Here is an 18,530-nt window from a genome sequence, read left to right on the forward strand (position 1 = left end):
GGTTTATGGAGCAACATGACAACAGCGAAGCAGGACGGCGACGACGCCAATGATGTGGGCGCCCGTCTCAAGGCGGTGCGCCTGATGCGCAATATTTCCCAGCGGGAGCTGGCCAAACGCACCGGCGTGACCCATTCCAGCCTGTCGCTGATTGAACAGGGCAAGGTCAGCCCTTCCGTGAGCTCCCTGAAGAAGATCCTCGACGGCATTCCCATGACGGTAGGGGAGTTTTTTACCCTGGATCTGCAAAACACCGATCAGATCTTTTTCAGCCCCGAGGAACTGCAGGACGTGGGCAGCGGCAATTTGTCCCTGAAACTGGTGGGCTACAACCGCAAGAACCGGGCCATGTCCTTTATTGTGGAAACCTATCCCCCCGGCGTGGATACCGGCCACGACATGATGGCCTACCATGGCGAGGAAGCCGGCGTGGTCATTGAAGGAGAAATTGAAATCACCATAGGTGCCCAGCACCGGTTGCTGAAGGCCGGCGACAGCTACTACTTCTCTACCACCCAGCCCCACCGTTTTCGCAACCTCAGCGATAAACCCTGCCGCATCGTCAGCTGCTCCACCCCGGCCAAGCATTTCTGACCGCGTGCAGGGACACCCCTGCACGTGATCTGTTTGTGCTATGCCGTGCCCTTGTCGGTACTCAGAGGAGTGCGCGGCTTGCCGGGCAGTGGTCCCCGATACAGCACCAGGGCGATGCCCAGCAAAAAGGCCGTGCACGAGGCCCACTGGGCCGGTGACAGTTGCTCACCGTACATCAGGTAGCCACTGGCAAGGGCAAACACCGTGACCAGCAACGTCATGGGGGCCATCTGGCTCATTGGGTATTTGAGCAGCATACGGTTCCATACCCAGTAGCCGAACAGGGTGGTGGGATAGGCCTGAAACAGTACCGAGAGCCAGGCGCCGGCATGCCATTGCCGGTAGGTGATCTCCAGCACGTCGATCCCGTTGAACAGCAGGCTGAGCCCAATCAGCGGCAAGGGGGCAAACAACATGCCCCAGATATTGAAGGCAAAGGCCGACTGCGTGCCCGAGCGACGCACTATCACCCCCGCCAGGGGCCAGCAGATGGCCGATATCAGAATAAACAGCACGCCGGCGGGAGTGACGTTGCCGTTGGTGTAGACGATGGCCACCAGCACACCAAGCAGGGCGATGGCAATGCCCGACCACATGCGCCGGCTGATGGTTTCCCGATACAACAATACGCCCACCAGCACCGTGGTAAGCACGTCGAGCTGCAGCAGCACCGAGGCCATGCCCGCCGACAGGCCAAAGGTGATGGCGCAGGACGCCATGCCCCAGATGCCGGTGCCGAACACCAGACCGTAGCCTATCAGGTGGCGCCAGGGCACCTTGGGTCGGCGAATGAAAAAGATGATGGGAAAGGTAGCGCAGAGAAAGCGGGCCGCCGCGACCAGCAGCGGATCCAGCTCGCTGACGCCGAGTTTGATCATGGAAAAGTTGATGCCCCAGATCGCCATGACCAGGACGATCAGCCAGAAATCCCGTGGGTTCATGCCAAGTGCTCCGAGTGAGGTTAATGGGGATTGAGTGTCCCTTGCCGCACCTGACGGGTACAGATACAATTTTTAAAAAGTAAGGGGGTACAGATGGCGATGGCGAGATATCGGCAGCTGGCGGAGAAGTTCATCACCGACATTCAAGCCGGCCGGCTGGCACCGGGCGAGCGGCTGCTGTCGCTGCGCCAGCTGGCCCGCCAGCACGGGATCAGCATGTCTACCGCGGTCAGCTGTTACGCCGAGCTGGAATCTCTCGGCTGGCTGGTGGCCAGGCCCAAGGCGGGTTTTTTCGTGGCCGCCGGCCGGCCCGTGGCGCCGGCGCCGGAATGGGCATCCTTTGCCAGCCGGGTGGCGACACCGGAACGAGGTCGTTCACGGGCGCGGGAGCGGAATGGTGGGCCCCTGGGTACGGCACTGCTGGGGCTTGACGAAGCCACCCGCAATGGTCTGGATCGCAGCTTTCGACGGGCCCTGGCAGCCACTGCCGGCCGGATCGGCGAATATCCGCCCCCCCTGGGCGAACCTGCGTTGTTGGCAGCCCTGACCAGTCATTTCAGTCAGGCGGGCTTTGCCCTCGGCGCCGACGAGCTGATGATCACCCATGGCTGCATGGCCGCGGTTCAGAGCGCGCTGGAGATCTGCACTCGGCCCGGTGACGCGGTGGCCATCAGTTCGCCCTGTTATAACGGCCTGCTCGAACTGTTGGCGCATATGTCGCGGCGCATTGTGGAGATTCCGTCCCGGGCCGACGGCATTGATCTGGACCAGCTGGAACGGCTGATGGCCGAAGGCACGGTGCAGGCGGGGCTGTTTTGCACCAGCCACATGAACCCCCAGGGCATCACCATGTCGGTGGCTCAGAAGCAACGGCTGGCACGGCTGGCCAGTCGCTACCGCGTGCCGGTGATTGAGGACGATGTCTATCTGGAGCTGGCCCACGGCGATCGCATGCCGCTGCCGGCCGCCTGGTATGACGAGGAAGGATATGTGATCTGGTGTGGTTCGGTGTCCAAGACATTGTCCCCCGGTTACCGGCTGGGCTGGTGTCGCCCGGGTCGCTTTGGTGCCGCCATGGCGTCCAGGCTGTTTGGTGTGCCCACCCTGGTACAGCTGGCCATGGCCGACTTTATCGACACCGGGGCTTATGCCCGGCATTTGCGTCGTACCCGAATCCGGTTGATTCGGCAAAAGCAGTTTTACCTAGATTACCTGGCCCGACGGCTGCCTTCGGGCAGCCGAATCGCCCAGCCGGACGGTGGCCTGGTGCTCTGGCTGCAGGTGCCCGGGCTGGCGGCCGAGGCACTGGGGCAGGCCGCCCGCGGCGCCGGCCTGGACATTCGCACCGGCGACCTGTTCACCGCCTCCGCGCACTACCGCGACTGCCTGCGCATCAATATGGGCTTTGCATTTGACGAGCAGGTGCGCCTGGAGCTGGACACCCTGGTACGGCTGATCGAGGCGCATTGCGCCTGAGCCTCGGCGGAAAAATGAATGAGGCCTCGTCTGCTTCAGGAACAGGCCCTGCCTGTAGCCAGGGCCGTCCTTTTCATTCTCGTATTATCCGTATCGGGTGATGGTGCACCCTTGCCGTGATTCAGATCACGCCAAATGTCCCTCAGGGGACATGTTACCTGCTTTCAGCCACCTTCATGATGAATCGTCAATGGAACGACGAGGAAGATGGCATGGAGAAAATACTGCGCCCCCGAGTGGATAAACTGCCCATCGGCTGGATTCGGCTGGCGGTAGTGAGTGGCTTGTTGCTGCTGGCGATATTCTTTGGAACGGGAAAAGACAACGGCGAATTCGGGCTGCTGGCCCTGGTGCCGACATTGGTGGTATTGGGACTGGCGTTACTGACCCGGCGAACCCTGGAGCCGCTGCTGGCCGGCGCCCTGACCGGGTTTGCCCTGATTGAACCACAGCGAACGCTGCACAACTTTGTGGCCAGCACCCTGGAAGTAATGCAGGGGCCCATCATGGGCTGGCTGATCCTGGTATGCGGCCTGCTTGGCAGTTTAATCGCTCTGCTGCAGTTTTCCGGGGCTACCCTGGCCTTCAGCGACAGCCTGGGTAAATATGTGAAACGCCGTTCTCATGCCCTGATGGCCAGCTGGCTGCTGGGCATTGCCATTTTTATAGATGACTATCTTAACGCCCTGACCGTCAGTACCGCCATGCGTAAGCTGTCGGACAAGCTGAACATTTCCCGGGACATGCTGGCCTATGTGGTGGACTCCACCTCGGCGCCGGTGTGCCTGCTGATCCCGTTTTCCACCTGGGTAATTTATCTCGCCGGCTTGATCGAAGCCAATGGCCTGGTGCCGGAAGGGGAGGGCTTCAACTATTACCTGAGTCTGTTGCCTTACCTGGTGTACCCCTGGGTGGCGCTGTTGCTGGTGCCCCTGGTGGCCTTTGGCGTCATTCCGCTGCTGGGCAGCATGAGGCAGGCGGAGCGGGACTGCCTTGAAGGCAACAGCATGCCGGTGGAGCAGGACGAGCCGGGCCACCGTCAGCCGCCTCGGCTGATGAACTTCATGCTGCCGGTACTGACCCTGCTGCTGGCCACCTGGTATTTCGACATCGATGCCCTGATGGGCGTGGGCTGTGCCCTGGTGGTGTCGCTGGTACTGTATCGGCTGCAGGGGCTGGCCAGTTTGCCCCGGCTGTTTGACGAAATTATTCAGGGCATGGCCACCATGCTGCTGCCCCTGGGCATCGTGTTTGCGGCCTTTGTGCTGCAGGCGGTGAACGAGAAGTTGGGGCTGGCGCCTTATTTGATCGACACCATTACCCCCTACATGAACGCCCGCTGGCTGCCGGCGCTCAGCTTTCTGGTGCTCGCCGGGCTGACCTTTGCCACCGGCTCCTTCTGGGGGGTGTATGCCATCGCCTTTCCCATCATGGTGCCTCTGGCGCAGGCGCTGGACGCCAACATGGCGCTAACCCTGGGGGCCCTGGTGTCGGCGGGGGCCTTTGGCAGCCATGCCTGCTTCTTTGGTGACTCCACCGTGATCTCCGCCCGGGGATGCGGCATCAGCCCGATGCAGCATGCCTTAAGCCAACTGCCCTATACCCTGATTGCCGCCTGCATCACCACGGTACTGCTGTGGCTGCTGGCCTGATTTTGAACAAGGAGAGCACAATGAAACGAACCGGATTCGCCTTTCACGAACATTGCCTGTGGCACGATGCCGGCCCCTGCTCGGTATTTGACCGCCCCGGTGGCTTTGTGCAGCCTGCCGCTGCCGCCGAACACCCGGAAACCAAGCGCCGGTTGCGCAACCTGCTGGCGGTGAGTGGCCTGCTGGATCAGCTGCTTCCGATAAAAGGTGAACCCGCAACGCGGGAAGACCTGCTGCGCTTTCATACCCCGCGTTATATTGATGAACTCAATGCAATGAGTGAGCAAGGGTTTGGTGATGCCGGCCAGTATGCGCCCTTTCGCCAGGATGCCTTTCCCATTGCCTGCCGCTCTGCCGGCCTGGCCATGGCCACGGTGGCGGCGGTACTCAACGGGGAGGTCGACAACGGCTATTGCCTGTCACGCCCCCCCGGCCATCACGCCGAGGCGGACAGGGGCATGGGGTTTTGCCTGCTCGGCAATATTCCCATCGCCATTCGGTCGGCACAGGCGCGGGGCCTGGTGCGCCGGGTCGCGGTGATCGACTGGGACGTGCACCATGGTAACGGCACTCAGCAGGCGTTTTATGAGGATGCAGAGGTGCTGACCATTTCACTGCATCACGACAATAACTATCCCATCGGCTCGGGCAGCGCGGACGAGCGAGGCCGAGGGGCCGGTTTCGGCTATAACCTCAATGTGCCGCTGCCGGCCGGATCCGGGATCGGCACCTACTTGGCGGCCATGGATCAACTGGTGATCCCGGCACTGGATCGTTTCAAGCCGGAACTGATCGTGGTGGCCTGCGGTTTTGATGCCGGCGCCATGGATCCGCTCGGCTGCATGTTGCTTAATGCCGATGCCTTTGGTCGGCTGACCGAGAAGGTGATGATCGCCGCCGACCGACTGTGCCGGGGCCGGTTGGTGATGGTGCATGAAGGAGGCTATTCGGAGGGATATGTGCCTTTTTGCGGCCACCGGGTGATCGAAACCCTGAGTCGAAGCGATATTCACGTGCCCGATCCGGCGGGAGATGATATTGCCCGCTGGGGCCAGCAGGAATTGCAGCCTCACCAGGCGGTGCTGATTGAACGCCTGCGGCCGTTGCTGAAGGACATTGGTGCGTGAGTACCCGACCCTGATACAGTGCCGTCACTGGTCAGGGTCCTGTTTGAATGTTACATTTTATTCACCGTTTTACGTTTCGGTGGTACATGGCGTTCATGCAAAAGGATATTGCGCCCGACTCTCTTGCACCCCTGGCGAAATTACTGTCATCCCTCGATGAAAAAGACTTTCTGCCGCGGCTGCGAGCCTGCCTTGAAAGCTACTTTCCACATATCGATCTGGTGTTGTGCCGGTTTTACCGTTATCGCGCCCCGGAGATCTTGTTACATAATCTGAACCAGCAGCAGGAGATGGCGACCCTGCATCCCTACTGTGCCGGCATGTACCAGCTTGACCCCTTTTATCAACATTGGCTGAACCATGCTGCCGCCGGTGTGTTTCGTCTGGATGAGATAGCTCCGTCTGAGTTTAGGCGCAGTGAATACTTCCTGACCTATTACACCGGACTGGGGTTGCATGACGAGCTGATGTGCCTGTTTTCATCCAGCACGAATACCACCCTGGCCTTCTCATTTGGTTTCTACCAGCCGCCGCCTCAGCTGGACGCCCGCCTGCTGAATGAAAAGATGGCTTACCTTTTTCCGTTATTGCAGGCGCTGCTGGAAAAGCATCACTGGCAGGCGTCGCCTTTATGTCAGGATGATACGGGGGAGTTTCTTGATGAACGCCTGAGCGAGCGGGAGCAGCAAGTGGCACGGTTGTTTCTGCAAGGGCACAGTGCCGCCGCCATTGCCGAGCAGTTGTGCATCAGTCCTGGTACGGTGAAAAATCACCGCAAGCATATTTACGGCAAGCTCGCCATCAACAGCCAGGCCGAGCTGTTTCAGCTGTATCTGCGTCAGTTGGGGGTGGAATAAACACCAAGGGCGCTTTTTGGCGCCCTTGGTGTTTTTCGGCCTGCTGGTGTTTCACACCATCGTCAGCCCGCGCCAAACTCTATCCAGGTGGTTTTCAGCTGGCTGTATTCGGCGAGGGAGTGCAGCGACTTGTCGCGGCCGTTGCCGGACTGTTTGTAACCGCCAAAGGGCACCGTCATGTCGCCGCCGGCATAGTTGTTGACGAACACCTGGCCCGACTCCAGCCGTCGGGCCGTGGTCAGGGCGCGATCCAGGTTTTGGGTCCAGACCGCCGCCGCCAGGCCGTAGGGGGAGTCGTTGGCGATGGCCACCGCCTCGTCGGCGCTGTCAAAGCCGATCACCGCCAGCACCGGGCCAAAGACTTCTTCCCGGGCCAGGGCCATGTTGTTGGTGACGTTATCAAACACCGTGGGGGCAAAATACAGGCCGCCGTTGATGTTCACCGGCTCGCCGCCGGTACGCAGGCGGGCTCCTTGCTTCAGCGCCGCCGCCACATGGCCGGCAATGCCGTCGAGCTGGGTGGCGTCCACAATGGCGCCCATGGCGGAGGCCGGATCCAGGGGGTTGCCGGGTTGCCAGGCGGCGGCGTGGTGCACAATGCGCTCCACCAGCTGGTCTTTAATACTGTTTTCCACCAGCAGCCGTGAACCGGCGATGCACACCTCGCCCTGGTTGTAGAAAATGGCCTGGGCCGCCTGTTGCGCTACAAAGTCGAGATTACCGGCGTCGGCAAACACGATATTGGCGCTCTTGCCGCCGCATTCCATAAAGGTGCGCTTTAGGTTGGACTCGCCCGCATACTGGGTCAGCAGTTTGCCCACGCCGGTGGAGCCGGTAAAGGCCAGGGCATTTACGTCCATGTGCGAGGCCAGGGCCTTGCCCACGGTATGGCCGTAACCGGGCAGAACCTGCAACACGCCGGCGGGCAGGCCGGCCTCATGGGCCAGGGCCGCCAGCCGCAGCGCGCTGAGCGGGGATTTTTCCGACGGCTTTAATATTACGGTATTGCCGGCGGCCAGCGCCGGGGCGATTTTCCAGCAGGCCATCATCAGCGGAAAGTTCCAGGGCACGATGGCAGCCACTACCCCCAGGGGTTCCCGGGTCACCAGTCCCAGGCTGCTGGACGCGGTCGGGGCGATTTCGCCATAGACCTTGTCGATGGCCTCGGCATTCCAGCGCAGGCAGCGCGCCGCCGCGGGCAGATCCACATTCAGGCTGTTGGCGATGGGCTTACCCATGTCCAGGGTTTCCAGCAGCGCCAGTTCCTCGGCGTGCCTTTCGACCATTTCGGCAAACCGCAGCAGCAGGCGCTTGCGCTCCGCCGGAGCCAGCCCGGCCCAGTGGGGCAGGGCGGTGCGGGCGTGGGCCACCGCCAGGCTGGCGTCCTGCTTATCACAGCTGGCCACGTCGGCCAGGTGCGCGCCGGTGGCCGGGTTGTGGCTGGCAAAGTGCTCGCCGGACACGGCCTCGCAGTAACGGCCGTTGATAAAGGCGCGGCCCTCGGGCCGCAGTCCTTCACTCAGGGCTTGCCAGTGGGCAAGAGCATGTTGCGTCATGACAGCCTCCTCAGCTCATGATGCCCAGCTGGCGGGCGGTGGCGTCCAGGCTCTCCCGGGCCAGGCGCACCAGCTCGTCGATCTCGGCCTTGGTAATCACCAGGGGCGGTGACACCACCATGGTCTCGCCCACGGAACGCATTACTATGCCGGTGTTAAAGCAGTTGTCCCGGCAGCGGCCGCCGATGCCCGGCTCAAAGCGGGCCAGGGTGGTCTTGTCGGCCACCAGCTCAAGGGCACCCAGCAATCCCAGGCTGCGGGCTTCGCCCACCAGGGGATGATCCGCCAGGCTGGCCCAGCGCTCGGCAAAGTAGGGCGCGGCCACCTCGCGCACGTGCTCCAGCACGCCATCTTCTTCCATCAGCTCCAGGTTGCGCAGGGCCACGGCGGCACAGGCCGGGTGACCGGAGTAGGTAAAGCCGTGGTAGAACTCACCGCCCTGCTCGATCAGGGTGTCGGCCACCCGGTCGCCCACCAGTACGCCGCCGATGGGCAGATAGCCGGACGACAGTCCCTTGGCGATGGGCATCAGATCGGGCTTGATGTTGAAATGCTGGCTGCCGAACCACTGTCCCAACCGGCCAAAGCCGCAGATCACCTCGTCGGCAATCAGCAGAATGCCGTAGTGATCGCAGATGCGCTGAATTTCGGGCCAGTAGCTCTCGGGGGGAATGATCACGCCGCCGGCACCCTGCACCGGTTCGGCGATAAAGGCCGCGACCCGCTCCACGCCCAGCTCCTTGATTTTCTGCTCCAGGGAGCGTGCCGCCAGCAGGCCGAATGCTTCCGGGCTCATTTCCTGACCTTCCCCAAACCAGTAGGGCTGGGCGATGTGCTCCACATCCGCCAGCATGGGGCCGCCCTGTTCATGCATGGGGGCCATACCGCCCAGGCTGGCACCGGCCACGGTGGAGCCGTGATAGCCGTTGCGTCGGCCGATGATCACGGTTTTTTCCGGCTGGCCCTTGAGCTGCCAGTAGCGGCGCACCATGCGCACGACCGTATCGTTGGACTCGGAGCCGGAGCCGGTGAAGAACACGTGATTGATGTGCTCGGGGGCCAGCTCGGTGAGCTTTTTGGCCAGTTTGATCGCCGGCGGATGGGCGGTCTTGAAGAAGTTGTTGTAGTAGGGCAACTCGGTCATCTGGGCGGTGGCGGCCTCCACCAGCTCTTGGCGGCCATAGCCCAGGTTCACGCACCACAGGCCGGCCATGGCATCGAGAATGCGGTTGCCTTCTGAATCAACAATATAGATGCCTTCTGCGCCGGTGATGATGCGGCTGTTGCTGCCCAGATCCTTGGTGTCGGTAAAGGGGTGCAGGTGGTGCTGGCCGTCCTGTTCGCGCAGCGCTTGGGTGTTGTACTGGTGCATGATGGTGTCCTTTTTCTTCATGTATATGTCGGGTTCAGGCCATGACTTCGGCAACGGCCTGTCCCCTCTTGTTTGAATGAGCCTTTTTAAGCCTTGATGCTGTCCCGGTAGCGGGCACAGGCGGTGCCAAAGGCGGTAAAGATGGCGGCGTAGAGTGGGTGCTCGTCGGTGCGCCATTCCGGGTGCCACTGCACGCCCAGGGCAAAGGGCAGGGTGGGATCGCTGATGGCTTCCACCAGGCCGTCCGGTGCCAGGGCCTCGGCCAGCAGACCCTCGCCGAGGCGGTCGATGCCCTGCTGGTGCAGCGAGTTCACCTCGAAATTCAGCTCGCCGGTGAGCCGGTGCAGCAGGCCGTCCGGGTTCAGGCTGAGGGCATGGGCCGGCTCGTAGTGGCTGTTGACCCCGTCGGTGTTCGGCTCACGATGATCCATCAGGCCGGGCAACACCTGCAGCGGCTGGCGCAGGCTGCCGCCCCAGGCCACGTTCATTTCCTGCAGGCCACGGCAGATCCCTAGCAGTGGCAGTTGCAGCTTGCGGGCAGAGCGGATCAGTGACAGCGCGGATCCGTCCCGATCCGGATCCAGCCGACAGTCGGGATGATCCCGATCGGGAGCATAATGACGCGGATCCACATTGCTGTAGCTGCCGGTGAGGCAGAGGCCGTCGAGCCGCTCAAGGATCCCTTCATTCAGGCCTTCGGCCAGGGCAGGTAGCAGCACGACCTCCACGTTGGCCGAGTGGCGCAGGGCGTCCACGTACTTGTTGACCACCATATGGCAATGGTGCCCTTCAATCTGTCGCTGACAGGCGGTCACGCCGATCAGGGGTTTGTGCATTATTCTTTCCATGGTCTCACCTGCTCAAACCGTTTGGTTTATATAATCAACGGTCGGTATCGCCGTTCCAGTTACTGCATGGAAGCATGTCATTTGCGCAGAATCCAGTGAAAAAGCCTTGTTTATAGCCGGCGTAGTTTAATTTATGTGACGAAGTTAACTATTTTTCACATAGTGTTAACTTTTGGTGTTGATGAGTGATTGCCTTGGTTTGTTCATTATCCTATAACATTTGTCATTCTGTTATGGTTATTAAAGCGCAACATGGAGGTCACCATGAGTGACAGGGGCATGCAAGAGGCCCGGGAGTTTCTGGAGCGAAACCCGGATATCAATTCCATCGATCTCATGATCGGTGACATCAACGGGGTGATCCGCGGCAAGCGCATTCCCAGAGACAGCCTGCTCAAGGCCTATGAAGAGGGGGTCTGCCTGCCGGCCTCGCTGTTTGCCCTCGACATTAACGGCAACACCATTGAGGAAACCGGACTGGGGCTGGATCAGGGCGAGGGCGATCGGCTGTGCTTTCCGGTGCCCGGCACCCTGAGTCGGGTTCCCTGGCAGGACAGGCCCTGCGCCCAGGTGCTGATGAGCATGTATGAAAATGATCACAGCCCCTTTGTGTACGATCCCCGCCATGTGCTGCAGCGGGTGCTGGATCGTTTTGCCGATCTTGGGCTGACGCCTGTGGTGGCGGTGGAAACCGAGTTTTATGTGATCGATCGGGAACGGGACGACGAGCACCAGCTACAGCCGCCGGTGTCGCCGGTAAGCGGCAAGCGAGATCGTCAGTGCCAGGTCTATTCACTGTCGGATCTCGATGACTATTGCGACTTTATCGAGAGCATTCAGCACGCGGCCATGATCCAGAACCTGCCGGTGGACACCGCCATTGCCGAGTGCGCCCCGGGCCAGTTTGAGATCAACCTTAAGCACAGGCCGGATGCCATGCAGGCCTGCGACGAAGCGGTGTTGCTCAAGCGACTGATCAAGGGAGTGGCGGCTCGCCACAGCATGGAAGCCACCTTTATGGCCAAGCCCTACAATCAGGAGGCGGGCAGCGGCACCCATATTCATGTGAGCCTGGTGGACAGTGAGGGCAATAACCGCTTCTGCAGTAACGACGACCACCCCCTCGGCAGTGAGCTGCTGCAGCAGGCGGTGGCCGGCGTACTGGCACTGATGCCTGAGTCCATGGTGGTGTTTGCGCCCAACGCCAACAGCTATCGTCGCTTTCAGCCCGGCTATTACGTGCCCATGAGCCAGACCTGGGGCGCCGACAACCGTACCGTGGCGGTGCGCGTGCCCGGTGGCAATCCCGCCGCCCGCCGCCTGGAGCATCGCGTGGCCGGTGCCGACGCCAATCCCTACCTGCTGGTGGCCAGCATTCTTGCCGGCATTCACCATGGCCTGACCCAGCAACTGAAGCCCTTTGAGCCGGTGACCGGCAACGCCTACGCCAGCCATCCCCCCAGCCTGCCCAACAGCTGGATCCAGGCGCTGGATCAATGGCAGCGCAATGAGATCCTGCCGGAATACCTGGGCCAGGAGTTCTGCCGGGTATACCACGCCAACCGCTACGGCGAGCGGCAACTGTTTATGCGCCACGTCAGCTCTCAGGAGTATGACTGGTATCTGCGTTCGGTCTGACAGGAGACGGTTCCATGGAAGGATACAAGATTCGCCACTGGCTGACGCCATTGCTGGCATTGCTGATGTTGCTGCCCGGGCTGGCCCGGGCCGGCGAGCCCACTCTTGAGGCCCCGGCCCTGGTGCTGAAGGGCATCCCCTTTGAGGTGACGGTTACCGGTACCGAGCCCCTGTGGCTGGTGCAGGAAGACAACCGCCAGCCGGTCAGCCTTGAAAACGGTGCGGCAATCATAGAGCTGGTGACTGAGGCCGACCGCCTGGCGCTCAGCCTGCAGGATGAGGCCGGTACCGTGCTGGCGGAAGCGACCAGCCCGGCCATTGCTGCCTGGCTGTCGGTGGTGCCGGCGCTGCTGGCCATTGTGCTGGCGCTGGCGTTCCGTCAGGTGATACTGGCGCTGTTCGTGGCCATCTGCTGTGGCGGCTGGTTGGGTTATGGCCTGGCCGGCGACAAGTTGCTGAGCAGTGTGCTCGACTCGGTGAACGTGCATGTGCTGGCCGCCGCCAGTGATGCCGAGCATATGTCGGTGGTGTTGTTCTGTCTGCTGATCGGCGGCATGGTGGGCATTATTTCCCGCAACGGCGGCACCGTGGGCATTGCCCGGCACATTACCCGCTTTGTGCGCGGCCGGCGCAGCGCCCAGACCACCACCGGCCTGCTGGGCACCGCCATTTTCTTTGACGACTACGCCAATGCCCTGATCGTGGGTAACACCATGCGCAATATCACCGACCGGCTGCGCATCTCCCGGGAAAAGCTGGCCTATCTGGTGGACTCCACCGCCGCTCCGGTGTCGGCCATTTTGCTGGTGACCACCTGGATAGGTTTTCAGGTGGGGCTGATTGATGAGGCGCTCGGCCTGGTGGACGGTTTTGACGGCTCCGCTTACGGGGTGTTCATGGCTTCCATCAGCTACAGCTTCTATCCCATTCTGGCGTTGCTGTTCGTGTTTATGATAAGCCTCAGTGGTCGGGACTTTGGCCCCATGCTCAAGGCCGAGCGGCGGGCGGTGCGCCGGCAGCGTGAGGCGGACGATGAACTGACCGACCGGGAAGCCATCGCCGAGGAAGCCAGCATCGACGCCAAACCGGGTATTCCCCATCGGGCGCTGAACGCCATCGTTCCCATGACGGTGCTGGTGCTCACCACCCTTGGGGGAATATGGTACACCGGCATGAGCGAGCTGGGCTTCCCCGCCGAGGCCGGCCTGCGCGATGTGTTCGGCAGCAGCGATTCCTTTACCGCCATGATGTGGGGCTCGCTGCTCAGTACCCTGGTGGCGCTGGTGATGACCCGCATTCAGGGCCTGCTGAGCATGGACGAGGCCGCCCATTACTGGTTTGAAGGGGTGAAGTCGATGCTGCTGCCCATCACCATTTTGATGATGGCCTGGGCGCTGTCGTCGGTGAACGAGACCCTGAATACCAGCGATTACCTGGTGAGCGTGCTCAGCGACAGCCTACAGCCGGAGCTGATTCCGGTGAGCGTGTTTGTGTTGTCGGCCTTTACCGCCTTTGCCACCGGCTCGTCCTGGGGCGTAATGGGAATCATGATGCCCCTGGTGGTGCCCCTGGCCTGGGCGGTGCTGCAGCACCATGGCCTGGCCGGCGACCCGGACGCCATGCACCTGTTCTATGCCTCGGTGGCGGCGGTGCTGGCCGGCGCGGTATGGGGGGATCATTGTTCGCCCCTGGCCGAGACCACCCTGTTGGCCGCCATGGCCTCGGGCTGCGGCCTGGTGGAGCATGTGCGCACCCAGTTGCCCTATGCGCTGTTTGTGGGGGTAATCGCCACCCTGTTTGGTGTGGTGCCGGTGGCTTACGGCATGCCTTGGTGGCTGGGCATTATCATCTGCACCCTGGCCATGGCCGCCGGCCTGCGGCTGCTGGGCAAGCGGGCCGACGCGGAAGAAGGTGAACCGGAAGCCACTGTGAATATTGATGCAGTAAAAACGTCATCCTGAAGAAACCGTAGCACGAAGCACCCTCAGGGTTGCTGACTTCGACACGCCGGAAGTGCGACATTTCGCCGCACTTCCGGCGTTTTTATTCGTGCTACCATGGCGCTTTGTGTGTTACTCGGCCGTCATGACCCAACTCCGTTCCGCCAGCCTGCCCCTGCTCGAGCTGAACCATGTGCTGCGCTTTAGCCTGTACAGCCGCTGGATGTTTGTGGCCGTGCTCGGCTCCAGCACCCTGGTGTTCTACCTGCTGCACCTTAATTTGCCGCTGCTGCCGCTGGCGGCGGTGGCCATCGGCGTGGCCGTGATCAACCTCTGGCTGAATCGCGACTGGCGCCTTGGCCGGCCGGTACGGCGGCTGCTGGCATGTGGCCTGCTGCTGGACGTGCTGGCGCTGGGGCTGGTGCTGGGACTGACCGGCGGGGCCAGCAATCCGCTGGCGGTGCTGTTTCTGCTGCCACTGATGATGGCGGCACTGGTGTGTTCACCCGGGGTTGCCTGGGGGCTGACCGGTATCGCCACCGGTCTCTATCTGCTGTTGTTCTTCTGGCACCTGCCGTTGCCGGCCGGGGAACATGCCGGCCATGGCGGCCACGAGGCCCTGTTCAACCTGCATCTGGTGGGCATGTGGCTGACCTTTGCGCTATCGGCGGGGTTGATCACCGCCTGTGTATCCCGGCTGGTGCGTATATTGGGTGAACGGGAGCGGCGGCTGAACCAGGCCTATCGGCGCCAGGACAGCGACGAGCGACTGCTGGTGCTGGCGATGGAGGCGGCGAGCCTGACTCACCAGCTGTCCACCCCCCTCAATAACCTGTTTCTGCTCAATGAAGAGCTGCGCGAAACCCCCGATCTGCCCCGTGAGGTGCAGGAAGATCTGCAGTTGGCCCATTCCCAGCTTGAACAGTGCGCCGATATTCTGCGCCGGCTTAAATCTCAGAGCCAGGCGGAACGAGAGCCGGTGCGGCTCTATCGTACTCTTGGGGAGCGACTGGCCCAATGGCAGAACCTGCGGCCGGAGGTGCGGGTAGAATGGCAGCATTCAAATATGGCGCAAGACCGAACTGTGCGGCTCAGCCCGCTGTTCTGGCCGGCGTTGTTCAACATCCTCAACAATGCCGCCGATGCCGGCGAAGGCCGCATTGAACTGCATACTCGGTTTCACACCAACGGTGACTGGGAGCTGGGCGTGCATAACCGTACCGGCGTGCTCTCTGAGGCCCAGTTGCGCCGGGCCGGACTGGATCAGTTTGACTCGGACAAACCCGCCGGCCTGGGGCTGGGAGTCTGGTTGTCGCATGCGACCCTGTCGCGGCTAAACGGCCGGCTGGAGCTCAGCAATCACGCCGAAGGGGGAGTTTACGCCCGCATTTTGTTGCCGCTGGAGCCCATCTCATGATGACCGACTTTTTGCTGGTGGATGACAACGAGACGTTTGCGCGCCTGCTGTGCCGGGGCTTTAAACGCCGGGGGCTGAACCTGGAGTGGGCGGCCACCGGCGAGCAGGCGCTGGCGCTGCCCGCCCGTTTCCAGGGCATTTTGCTGGACCTGAATCTGGACGGCGAAAGCGGCCTGCAACTGCTGCCGGCGCTGGTAGCGGGCCAGCCTGAGGCGCGCATTGTGGTGCTCACCGGCTATGCCAGCATCAGTACCGCCATTGCCGCCATCAAGCTGGGCGCGGTGCAGTATTTGCCCAAACCGGCAGAAATCGACGCCATTCTTGCCGCCTTTGAAGAGGAAGGCACAGAACAGACCGCGGCCCTGAGCATTGAGGAGGTATCGCCTTCACTCAGGCGGCACCAGTGGGAATATGTGCAGTTTGTGCTGCAGCAGCACGAGGGCAATATTTCGGCCACCGCCCGGGCCCTGGGCATGCACAGGCGCAGCCTGCAGCGCATGCTGCAGAAGCATGCCGTAAGTCGTTGACGGCTGCGACAATGTGCCGCATGGTGCCGGTAATGGTTTTTTTCTAGTATGAACGGGACTCATCTTTTACTACCCGTGCAACGGATTTCGGCGGCGCTGACCGGCGCCGCGCTTTTTATTTTCAGGAGAGCCCCATGAATGTAATGCGCAGTGCCATCGCTTCCCTGCTGTTGCTCAGCGCCAGCGGCGCCCTGGCCCATGAATATGAGCAGGGTGGGCTGCATATCGATCACCCATGGAGCCGTCCGGCCCCGCCCATGGCGGCCAACGGCAGCGCCTATCTGGTGATCAACAACCAGGGCAGGGCCGATGATGTGCTGCTGGGCGCCAGCACGCCCCTGGCCGAGCGGGTGGAAATCCACACACACCTGATGGACGGCGACATGATGAAAATGCGCCAGCTCGAGAGTCTGCCGGTTCCCGCCGGCGAAACGGTGAGCCTGGCCCCGGGCGGCCATCACCTGATGCTGATGGGACTGAAGCAGGCCCCCCAGCTGGGAGATCGTTTTCCCCTGACCCTGCGGTTTGAACAGGCGGGCGAGGTCGAGGTGGAAATATCGGTGGACGCCAATGCCGCCAAGCCGGCCCATGACGACGGCCATCATCACCACTAAATGCAAAAGGGGCCGAAAGGCCCCTTTCCGATCAGGTGAGGGTTTGCTTGAGAACTGACCCGGCGAGTTTTCAGGCGATGTCGTCTTCCAGGGCGCGCTTGCGCTCGTGGCGCTGCTGGTGCTCGGGCTTGTCGGACGCCACCAGCCGAATATTGAATTCCACTCGAGTGAACGGCTGGTTCAGGCCGTACTGCTCGGCGGCGGCGGCGTCGTCGATGCGCACGGCGTCGCACACCAGCTCTTCACGGGTGGCAAAGGCGAAGTCGTCGTAGGTGTATTCGTCACCGGCCAGGTTGATCTGGGTGGTCAGGTGCTTGTAGCCCGGCTTGGACACGAAGTAGTGAATGTGGGCCGGGCGGCGGCCGTGGCGGCCCAGCTGGTTCAGCAACGCCTGGGTGGCGCCCTCGGGCGGGCAGCCGTAACCGGACGGAATGATGCTTTGCGCGGTATAGCGGCCATCGGCGTCGGTGCGAATGCTGCGGCGCAGGTTGTATTCGCTCTGGGACGGGTCGAAGTAGGAGTAGCCCCCCTTGAGATCGGCGTGCCAGATCTCCACCAGGGTGTTGGGCAGGGGCTGGCCGTCCTGGTCGGTGACCACGCCGGTCAGGATCATGGTGTCGCCGTCCTGAGTGCCGTCGTCCATGCGGGCGAAGCCCGCGGACTCCGGGGCGCCGGCCACATACAGCGGGCCTTCAATGGTGCGCGGGGTACCGCCGGCCAGGCCGGCCTGTTCGTCGGCGGCGTCCATGCGAATGTCCAGGTATTTGTCCATGCCCAGGCCGGGAGCGAGCAGGGCGGCTTCGCCGTTTTTGCCCAGGTCGTTGATGTAGTAAACGGCGCTCCAGAATTCTTCCGGGGTGATGTCCAGGTCTTCGATGAGCTGGAAGACGTCGCGCATCACGCGGTGCACGATGGTCTTGACCCGCTCGTTGCCACCGGCCTGGTTCAGACCGGCGACTTTTTCCAGCAGCTCTTTTACCTCGGGGGTATGGGTGGTTTTCACAGACATGATATTGCTCCTTGCATCTTTTTTATGATTTGGTCGTAGGGGGGGACGAACGTCGGTTAACGGTCATCCTGATGAATGGAGGACGGGTGCCGGCACAGGGGCGCCACCTGAATGTCCATGTAGGGAAACAGTGGCAGGTTGCTGATTAGATCCTGCAATTCGGCGTTGTCGGCCACATCAAAAATGCTGACGTTGGCGTAGCTGCCGGCCACCCGCCACAGGTGGCGCCATTTGCCCTGGGTCTGCAGCTCCTGGGCATAGGCCTTCTCCCGGGCCTTGATCTCGGCGGCTACCTCGGCCGGCATGTCGTGGGGCAGATTGACCTTCATCTCGACTTTAAACAGCATGGTTGTCTTCCTGTTACGCGTGGGGGGCGAGTGATGACTTGCGGCGGTATTCGGCCAGCTTGTCTTCGTTGAGGGTGACGCCCAGGCCCGGCCCGGCGGGCAGGGTGACGCCGTGATGGTGGAAGTGCAGCGGCGTCTCCACGATGTCGTCCTTCAGCAGCAGCGGGCCGAACATTTCGGTGCCCCAGTGCAGGGTGTCCAGGGTGGACCAGGCGTGCAGGGCGGCGACGGTGCCGATGGTGCCTTCCAGCAGGGTGCCGCCATAGAGGCCGATGCCGGCGGCGCTGGCCACATTGGCCACCTTCAGCGCCTGCAGCGGGCCACCGGCCTTGGCGATCTTGAGCGCCACCGCGCCGGCAAAGCCGGCCGAGGCCAGGGTGAACATGTCGGTGGCGTCGGCCACGGTTTCATCCGCCAGAATGGGCAGGTGAAACTTCTGCGACAGCCGCACCAGGGCGGCGTGTTCCTTCATGGGGGTGGGCTGCTCGACCAGATCGATGCCGGCGGCCTGCAGCTCGGCCATGCCTTTGGCGGCGGTGCTTTCATCCCAGGCCTGGTTCACATCCACCCGCACGCTGGCGCGGTCGCCCACGGCGGCCTTGATGGCGGCCACAT

The 18,530-nt window shown here is 62.1% G+C and carries 17 protein-coding genes; 10 read left to right on the plus strand and 7 right to left on the minus strand.

Annotation, left to right across the window (positions count from 1 at the left end):
- The first annotated feature begins 15 nt into the window (after positions 1–15).
- Positions 16–594, plus strand: a complete 579-nt coding sequence (locus OJHNALOF_RS10755) for a cupin domain-containing protein (protein ID WP_094201603.1) — start codon at positions 16–18, stop codon at positions 592–594.
- A 38-nt stretch (positions 595–632) separates the two neighbouring features.
- Here OJHNALOF_RS10755 and OJHNALOF_RS10760 read toward each other — a convergent pair whose 3' ends face one another.
- Positions 633–1,535, minus strand: coding sequence for an EamA family transporter (locus tag OJHNALOF_RS10760; RefSeq protein WP_165662033.1), 903 nt, complete (start codon positions 1,533–1,535; stop codon positions 633–635).
- Between the two features lie 93 nt (positions 1,536–1,628).
- On the opposite strand from OJHNALOF_RS10760, the gene OJHNALOF_RS10765 reads away from it, so the two are divergent.
- The 4 genes from OJHNALOF_RS10765 to OJHNALOF_RS10780 all read left to right on the plus strand — a co-directional run bounded on the left by OJHNALOF_RS10765 (position 1,629) and on the right by OJHNALOF_RS10780 (position 6,647).
- Positions 1,629–3,011: a PLP-dependent aminotransferase family protein gene (locus OJHNALOF_RS10765; RefSeq protein ID WP_206063672.1), complete on the plus strand. Its 1,383-nt coding sequence runs from the start codon at positions 1,629–1,631 to the stop codon at positions 3,009–3,011.
- A 176-nt stretch (positions 3,012–3,187) separates the two neighbouring features.
- Positions 3,188–4,663 (plus strand): Na+/H+ antiporter NhaC family protein, encoded by a 1,476-nt coding sequence (locus OJHNALOF_RS10770; protein WP_240919706.1) that lies wholly within the window; start codon positions 3,188–3,190, stop codon positions 4,661–4,663.
- Between the two features lie 20 nt (positions 4,664–4,683).
- Positions 4,684–5,790: a class II histone deacetylase gene (locus tag OJHNALOF_RS10775; protein WP_165662034.1), complete on the plus strand. Its 1,107-nt coding sequence runs from the start codon at positions 4,684–4,686 to the stop codon at positions 5,788–5,790.
- Between the two features lie 86 nt (positions 5,791–5,876).
- Positions 5,877–6,647, plus strand: a complete 771-nt coding sequence (locus tag OJHNALOF_RS10780) for a helix-turn-helix transcriptional regulator (protein ID WP_094201641.1) — start codon at positions 5,877–5,879, stop codon at positions 6,645–6,647.
- Between the two features lie 62 nt (positions 6,648–6,709).
- On the opposite strand, the gene OJHNALOF_RS10785 is transcribed toward OJHNALOF_RS10780, so the two are convergent.
- From OJHNALOF_RS10785 to OJHNALOF_RS10795, 3 genes are all read right to left on the minus strand, one after another.
- Positions 6,710–8,203 carry an aldehyde dehydrogenase gene (locus tag OJHNALOF_RS10785; protein WP_094201607.1) on the minus strand — a complete coding sequence of 498 codons (1,494 nt, stop codon included), beginning with the start codon at positions 8,201–8,203 and terminating at the stop codon, positions 6,710–6,712.
- Positions 8,204–8,213: 10 nt separating this feature from the next.
- On the minus strand, positions 8,214–9,575 hold the full coding sequence (locus tag OJHNALOF_RS10790) for an aspartate aminotransferase family protein (protein WP_165662035.1): 1,362 nt from the start codon (positions 9,573–9,575) through the stop codon (positions 8,214–8,216).
- Positions 9,576–9,661: 86 nt separating this feature from the next.
- Positions 9,662–10,411 (minus strand): gamma-glutamyl-gamma-aminobutyrate hydrolase family protein, encoded by a 750-nt coding sequence (locus tag OJHNALOF_RS10795; protein WP_165662036.1) that lies wholly within the window; start codon positions 10,409–10,411, stop codon positions 9,662–9,664.
- A gap of 276 nt (positions 10,412–10,687) precedes the next feature.
- Between OJHNALOF_RS10795 and OJHNALOF_RS10800 the strand changes: the two genes are divergently transcribed.
- The 5 genes from OJHNALOF_RS10800 (at position 10,688) to OJHNALOF_RS10820 (ending at position 16,559) form a co-directional block, all read left to right on the plus strand.
- Positions 10,688–12,061 carry a glutamine synthetase family protein gene (locus OJHNALOF_RS10800; RefSeq protein WP_165662037.1) on the plus strand — a complete coding sequence of 458 codons (1,374 nt, stop codon included), beginning with the start codon at positions 10,688–10,690 and terminating at the stop codon, positions 12,059–12,061.
- A 14-nt stretch (positions 12,062–12,075) separates the two neighbouring features.
- Positions 12,076–14,022: a Na+/H+ antiporter NhaC family protein gene (locus OJHNALOF_RS10805; protein WP_165662038.1), complete on the plus strand. Its 1,947-nt coding sequence runs from the start codon at positions 12,076–12,078 to the stop codon at positions 14,020–14,022.
- Between the two features lie 124 nt (positions 14,023–14,146).
- The gene (locus OJHNALOF_RS10810; protein WP_165662039.1) at positions 14,147–15,418 is read left to right on the plus strand and encodes a HAMP domain-containing histidine kinase; all 1,272 of its coding nucleotides are present in this window, start codon (positions 14,147–14,149) and stop codon (positions 15,416–15,418) included.
- Complete coding sequence (locus OJHNALOF_RS10815) at positions 15,415–15,945, plus strand: response regulator transcription factor (RefSeq protein ID WP_165662040.1); 531 nt, start codon at positions 15,415–15,417, stop codon at positions 15,943–15,945. Before OJHNALOF_RS10810 ends, OJHNALOF_RS10815 begins: the two co-directional genes overlap by 4 nt.
- Before the next feature lie 134 nt (positions 15,946–16,079).
- Positions 16,080–16,559 carry a copper chaperone PCu(A)C gene (locus tag OJHNALOF_RS10820; RefSeq protein WP_165662041.1) on the plus strand — a complete coding sequence of 160 codons (480 nt, stop codon included), beginning with the start codon at positions 16,080–16,082 and terminating at the stop codon, positions 16,557–16,559.
- A gap of 70 nt (positions 16,560–16,629) precedes the next feature.
- Here OJHNALOF_RS10820 and catA read toward each other — a convergent pair whose 3' ends face one another.
- From catA to OJHNALOF_RS10835, 3 genes are all read right to left on the minus strand, one after another.
- Entirely contained in the window at positions 16,630–17,568 is a 939-nt protein-coding gene (gene catA, locus OJHNALOF_RS10825) for a catechol 1,2-dioxygenase (RefSeq protein ID WP_165662042.1), read from the minus strand.
- 56 nt (positions 17,569–17,624) lie between these two features.
- Positions 17,625–17,915 (minus strand): muconolactone Delta-isomerase, encoded by a 291-nt coding sequence (gene catC / locus OJHNALOF_RS10830; RefSeq protein ID WP_094201632.1) that lies wholly within the window; start codon positions 17,913–17,915, stop codon positions 17,625–17,627.
- A gap of 13 nt (positions 17,916–17,928) precedes the next feature.
- Positions 17,929–18,530: enolase C-terminal domain-like protein (locus OJHNALOF_RS10835; RefSeq protein WP_305081008.1), on the minus strand; the 602-nt coding region annotated here is incomplete at its 5' end.

The organism is Oceanimonas sp. MB9 (assembly GCF_011319775.1).
GTDB lineage: Bacteria > Pseudomonadota > Gammaproteobacteria > Enterobacterales > Aeromonadaceae > Oceanimonas > Oceanimonas doudoroffii.

Excerpts from the sequence above, each read along its gene's own strand:
- OJHNALOF_RS10755 (WP_094201603.1), top strand. The coding sequence starts at position 16 with ATGACAACAGCGAAGCAGGACGGCGACGACGCCAATGATGTGGGCGCC.
- OJHNALOF_RS10760 (WP_165662033.1), bottom strand. The coding sequence starts at position 1,535 with ATGAACCCACGGGATTTCTGGCTGATCGTCCTGGTCATGGCGATCTGG.
- OJHNALOF_RS10765 (WP_206063672.1), top strand. The coding sequence starts at position 1,629 with ATGGCGATGGCGAGATATCGGCAGCTGGCGGAGAAGTTCATCACCGAC.
- OJHNALOF_RS10770 (WP_240919706.1), top strand. The coding sequence starts at position 3,188 with ATGATGAATCGTCAATGGAACGACGAGGAAGATGGCATGGAGAAAATA.
- OJHNALOF_RS10775 (WP_165662034.1), top strand. The coding sequence starts at position 4,684 with ATGAAACGAACCGGATTCGCCTTTCACGAACATTGCCTGTGGCACGAT.
- OJHNALOF_RS10780 (WP_094201641.1), top strand. The coding sequence starts at position 5,877 with ATGGCGTTCATGCAAAAGGATATTGCGCCCGACTCTCTTGCACCCCTG.
- OJHNALOF_RS10785 (WP_094201607.1), bottom strand. The coding sequence starts at position 8,203 with ATGACGCAACATGCTCTTGCCCACTGGCAAGCCCTGAGTGAAGGACTG.
- OJHNALOF_RS10790 (WP_165662035.1), bottom strand. The coding sequence starts at position 9,575 with ATGCACCAGTACAACACCCAAGCGCTGCGCGAACAGGACGGCCAGCAC.
- OJHNALOF_RS10795 (WP_165662036.1), bottom strand. The coding sequence starts at position 10,411 with ATGCACAAACCCCTGATCGGCGTGACCGCCTGTCAGCGACAGATTGAA.
- OJHNALOF_RS10800 (WP_165662037.1), top strand. The coding sequence starts at position 10,688 with ATGAGTGACAGGGGCATGCAAGAGGCCCGGGAGTTTCTGGAGCGAAAC.
- OJHNALOF_RS10805 (WP_165662038.1), top strand. The coding sequence starts at position 12,076 with ATGGAAGGATACAAGATTCGCCACTGGCTGACGCCATTGCTGGCATTG.
- OJHNALOF_RS10810 (WP_165662039.1), top strand. The coding sequence starts at position 14,147 with ATGACCCAACTCCGTTCCGCCAGCCTGCCCCTGCTCGAGCTGAACCAT.
- OJHNALOF_RS10815 (WP_165662040.1), top strand. The coding sequence starts at position 15,415 with ATGATGACCGACTTTTTGCTGGTGGATGACAACGAGACGTTTGCGCGC.
- OJHNALOF_RS10820 (WP_165662041.1), top strand. The coding sequence starts at position 16,080 with ATGAATGTAATGCGCAGTGCCATCGCTTCCCTGCTGTTGCTCAGCGCC.
- catA (WP_165662042.1), bottom strand. The coding sequence starts at position 17,568 with ATGTCTGTGAAAACCACCCATACCCCCGAGGTAAAAGAGCTGCTGGAA.
- catC (WP_094201632.1), bottom strand. The coding sequence starts at position 17,915 with ATGCTGTTTAAAGTCGAGATGAAGGTCAATCTGCCCCACGACATGCCG.